Origin of the sequence: Salinigranum sp. (genome assembly GCF_041641895.1) — an archaeon.
Taxonomy (GTDB): domain Archaea; phylum Halobacteriota; class Halobacteria; order Halobacteriales; family Haloferacaceae; genus Salinigranum.
In genome coordinates this window covers 29,967-33,963 of sequence record NZ_JBEPXO010000039.1, presented here as the reverse complement: position 1 = coordinate 33,963, position 3,997 = coordinate 29,967, and the positions used below count along the sequence as shown (strand labels likewise).

Here is a 3,997-nt window from a genome sequence, read left to right as displayed (position 1 = left end):
CCGGGTCGGGTTCGGCCGTCACGTTGGGTTCGACCGGCTCCCCACCCGTGTAGTTGTCCCGGCCCTGCTCGTCCGCTACGCACGTCTGGCAGTCGTACTCGTCGGCGAGTTCGAACGCCGAGTGGCCGAGTTCGTGAATGAAGACGTCGCGCCAGTCCGCACCACCAGTACTCGTCCACGCGATGGTGCCGCCCGCACCACCTCGAATCGGCGAGTTCACGACGACCGCGATCTGGTGCCACTCCGGGAAGAGATCGTCGACGGTGACCATCGTGTGTAGCTCGTCCCCGAACATGAGACGATACGTGGCCCCGTCTCCACAGAACGAGACGTCGAAGTACGTGTCGACGAACGTGTCGGACCCCTGTCCGTTGCAGTCGGGGTCGTCGGCACCCGACTCGTCGGACTCGACGTCGAGTCGGTAGACGTTCATCGCGCAGGCGACTTCGTCCTCGTCGAAGGGGGCCGTGTCGAGGAGTCCGTCGAGGAGGTCCTGTGCGTCCGACTGGAACTGTGCCTGTTCGCTCGCGGTGTATCCCTCTGCGACGACGACGAGGTTCCAGCGGTGCTCTGGAAGCCCGGAGTCGAATATCTTCGTCAGTCCGAGAACCCGCCCGTCGTTCGTCCCCATTATCGCTCCTCCGGGGACGACGAGTCGTCGTCACCGGTCGGAAGGTCGCCGTCGAGCGTGTCGTCGCCTTCGACCGCTTCGAGTGAGACAGACGCGTGGTCGACCACGTCGGGTTTCTCCCGCTGCTTGCCTTTCGGCCGTCGCTCGCGGAGTACCACCCGCCGAGCACCTTCGACGTCGGGAACGAGCACGCTCACGAGTCTCGACGCGCGAGTCGGAACCCGCCTGAGCGTCCCCGCCCCGTCGGGCACTTCGGCGTCCTCGGCCGGTGGCCGCATCCGCCGTCGGTACAGCACGTTGCCGTTGCTGCCCTGGACCTCGACCCAGCCTCCCACCCGGTCGTCCCGCTCGTCAGTGTCGGTTCGTTCTCCCGGCGGAGCTTGCATCGACAACCGCCTCGCGTTCACTAGCTTCAGGCCCCCCTCGTCGCTCGTGAACGTGAGCCGGATAGCTCTCGGACTGTTCGGTCGCCGCCGCTCGTGACTCATGATAGCACGTACCTATACCCTCGCTGACGTATTGAGCGTTTTTTCCGGTTTTTCGGAGTGTCGGCCCCGTCCGCCTCGGGGTGTCGCTCGCCTCCGTTCACACCGGCACGACGAACCGCACCACCCACAGCGCCACCAGCCCGACGACGATAGTCGCCGTGACGTCCTCCGTGTACCAGGCGACGAGCGCCGCCACGCACCCGGCGAGGAAGCGGTCGGCAGTGAGCGTCCCGGTCAGGGATGGCTCGACGGAGACGACGGCCGGGACGACGAGGGCGGCGAGCACCGCAGCGGGGACGTACCGGAGCGCCTGCGTCACCCGCGGCGGCACGCTGTCGATGCGGCTGAACAGGTAGATGAACGACAGGCGGATGCCGAAGGTGCAGACGCCGACGGCGACGATGACGGCCCACACGCTCGCCGGACCGTACGTGGTCTGCGCGACCAGCGCGTTCACCGGTCGCGCACCTCCTCGACGACGAGGCCGACGCCGACGCCGACCACCGCGGCCAGCGGCAGGCCGAGTTCGTACGGGAGGCCACTGCCGAACAGGGCGACGAGGCCGGCGACGACCCCCGCGGCAGCCGTCTCGCCGTCTTCGAGACGCGGGACGAGCAGCGCGAGGAAGACGAGCGGCACGGCGAAGTCCAGCCCCCATGCGTCCGGCAGGCCGCGTCCGACGCCGATTCCGACCGCCGTGGCGACGACCCACACGACCCAGATGCTCGCGGCGACGCCGAGGTAGAAGTAGTCGCGTCGCCCGTCGTCGTGTCCGCCGTCCGTCTCGCCGGCCTCCGCTCGCTCGCCGTCCTCACCCTCCTCGCCTACCCGGGCTTGGAACCGGGCGACGGCGACGGCGTACGCCTGGTCGGTCAGGAAGTACGCGAGGACGGCCTTCCAGCGTGTGCGGTACCGCTGGAAGTACGGGGCGATGGAGGCCGAGTACATCAGCATCCGGAGGTTGATGATGACGCCGGTCAGGACGACGACGACGAGCGACGCGTCGCGTCCGAGGAGGTCGATGACGGCCAGCTGGGAGGCACCCGCGAAGACGACGACGGACATCCCGAACGCGGCGAGAGGCGAGAGACCGGCGTCGACTGCCGCGACGCCCGCCACGAGGCCGAACGGGACGACGCCGACGACGAGCGGGAGTGACGCGCGAACCCCTGCTCGGGCCGTCGGTGGAAGACGGGGCAGGTTCACTGTGTTCACTCGACTGCGGGCGGGAGAGAAACCGTTTTCCGTTCCGCTCCGTTCCGTTCTCTTCTGTTCTGTCTCCTTCCGACCCGTGGTGTGGCGTCGTCGCCCCTACTCCGCTTCGACGCCGACGACCACCGCGCTCCGAATCTCGAGTGCGCTCTCGAACTCCTCGCGGCGGTCCTCCTCGCTGCCGACCCGTCTGAGCTGTTCCTCGTGCGCCCGACGGACCGCCTCGCGCTCGCGGGTCGTGAACCCGAGGCGGTCGCCCACGGTCTCCCAGTGGTCGAGGGGAACCAGGAACACCCACCGTTCGGCGGACTCGTAGACGGCCTCGTACGCCCGACGGTACGCCTTGAGGCGGGGGCCGAGGTCAGCCTGCACCTGGTCGACCAGGTCGGGCAGGCGCCCGGCGGGGACGCTCGCCTTCGCGGCCGCGAGTATCAACACCTGTCCGTCGAGCGGGTCGCCGCTCACCATCCCGTCACCCCCCGGCGCGCATCGCCTTCTGGGCGAACCGCTCGACGAGTGGTTCGAGCGTCTCCTCGTCGCCCTCGAAGGCGACGTCGACCTCGTTGAGCGTCAGCGTCGGTCCGACCGACGTCTTCGACTCCGACAGCGACGCTTCCCAGTCCTCGCCGACGACCCGGCCGGGTTCGACCTCCTGCCCGCCGAGGTTCGTCAGGTAGTGAGTCGCGAGGCGCTGGGAGATTCCCCGGAACGACCGTTCGACCCGCACGCTCATCGACACCCGCCGGCGACCGGTGGGAAGACGCTCAGCGTGTCGCCCTCCTCCAACCGCGTCTCGATGCCCTCCATGTGGAGCACCTCGCGGCCGTTCTTCAGGACGTTGATCTGCGGCTTGAGGTCGCCGTCGACGAGGAGTTCGCCCACGAGGTCGTCGTACTCTGTCTCGAGCGCGGTGAGCACCTCACCGACGGTGGCTCCCTCCTCGAACTCGCGGTCGACCGTCTTCGAGCCGACTATCTCCCGGAAGGTGGCGAAGAACTTCAGCGTGACCTGCATGGACGGTCGTACGGGGTGCTCGAGTAAAAACACGTCCACTGCGGACGGACGTCTCGCCCGGCGGCCCGACGCCACGGGAGCGACCCCGCGTCGGTCACGCTCCCGGTGGCCCGGTGGCGTCAGCGTGGCCGGACGCTCTGTGCCACGCCCGCCGCTATCTCACGTATCACGTCGTGACAGCCGAACTGGCCGGGCATCACCGACGAACTCACCTGTACGGACCGGAACGCCCCGTCCTGCGGGAGGGCCATGACCCAGACGTCCTGGTCGTCGGTTATGGCTTGATGACGGACCGGAACCGTCGTTCCGGCGTAGTCGAGAGTGAACGCCTCGACGGCGTCGGGGTACATCGTGCCGAGGTCACCGTAGGTGTCGACCGACTCCGTGACGTCGACGTAGAAGTCCCAGTCCATGTTCGACGCCGTCCCGTCGGGTCTGAAGTAGGCGGTGGCGACTCGCTCGACGGCCGTCTCGCCGGCTTCGAGCGTGTACCCCGCTCCGTTCGGGACGTCGAACGCGACGGAGAACTCGACGCCCGCGTCGGTGCCGTCGAACGGAGCGAGCGACGACGGGACGGTACTGCAGTCGGCTTCGACCGAGGCGGCGTCGGCGCCCGCGGACGGGGCGGCCGTCGGGGCGGCGGTAGCAGTCG

General features: G+C 68.6%; 8 protein-coding genes. All 8 read right to left on the bottom strand.

From position 1 onward, the window contains the following. A partial coding sequence (locus ACESK5_RS10260; RefSeq protein WP_372911468.1) for a M64 family metallopeptidase occupies positions 1 to 631 on the bottom strand: 631 nt, incomplete at its 3' end. Further along, positions 631 to 1,017, bottom strand: coding sequence for a hypothetical protein (locus tag ACESK5_RS10255; protein ID WP_372911467.1), 387 nt, complete (start codon positions 1,015 to 1,017; stop codon positions 631 to 633). The genes ACESK5_RS10255 and ACESK5_RS10260, both read right to left, overlap by 1 nt. 199 nt (positions 1,018 to 1,216) lie before the next feature. After that, a complete protein-coding gene (locus ACESK5_RS10250) occupies positions 1,217 to 1,567 on the bottom strand; it encodes an AzlD domain-containing protein (RefSeq protein ID WP_372911471.1) in 351 nt (116 codons plus the stop codon). 5 nt (positions 1,568 to 1,572) lie between these two features. Further along, on the bottom strand, positions 1,573 to 2,319 hold the full coding sequence (locus ACESK5_RS10245) for an AzlC family ABC transporter permease (protein WP_372911470.1): 747 nt from the start codon (positions 2,317 to 2,319) through the stop codon (positions 1,573 to 1,575). A 111-nt stretch (positions 2,320 to 2,430) separates the two neighbouring features. After that, entirely contained in the window at positions 2,431 to 2,799 is a 369-nt protein-coding gene (locus ACESK5_RS10240) for a hypothetical protein (protein ID WP_372911466.1), read from the bottom strand. 4 nt (positions 2,800 to 2,803) lie between these two features. Next, positions 2,804 to 3,064, bottom strand: a complete 261-nt coding sequence (locus tag ACESK5_RS10235) for a hypothetical protein (RefSeq protein ID WP_372911465.1) — start codon at positions 3,062 to 3,064, stop codon at positions 2,804 to 2,806. Further along, positions 3,061 to 3,345, bottom strand: coding sequence for a ubiquitin-like small modifier protein 1 (locus tag ACESK5_RS10230; RefSeq protein ID WP_372911464.1), 285 nt, complete (start codon positions 3,343 to 3,345; stop codon positions 3,061 to 3,063). Before ACESK5_RS10230 ends, ACESK5_RS10235 begins: the two co-directional genes overlap by 4 nt. 119 nt (positions 3,346 to 3,464) lie before the next feature. Then, the coding region (locus ACESK5_RS10225) for a hypothetical protein (protein WP_372911463.1) at positions 3,465 to 3,997 on the bottom strand (533 nt) is incomplete at its 5' end.

Coding starts and splice junctions, on each gene's coding strand:
- ACESK5_RS10230 (WP_372911464.1), bottom strand. CDS start 3,345: ATGCAGGTCACGCTGAAGTTCTTCGCCACCTTCCGGGAGATAGTCGGC.
- ACESK5_RS10255 (WP_372911467.1), bottom strand. CDS start 1,017: ATGCAAGCTCCGCCGGGAGAACGAACCGACACTGACGAGCGGGACGAC.
- ACESK5_RS10240 (WP_372911466.1), bottom strand. CDS start 2,799: ATGGTGAGCGGCGACCCGCTCGACGGACAGGTGTTGATACTCGCGGCC.
- ACESK5_RS10235 (WP_372911465.1), bottom strand. CDS start 3,064: ATGAGCGTGCGGGTCGAACGGTCGTTCCGGGGAATCTCCCAGCGCCTC.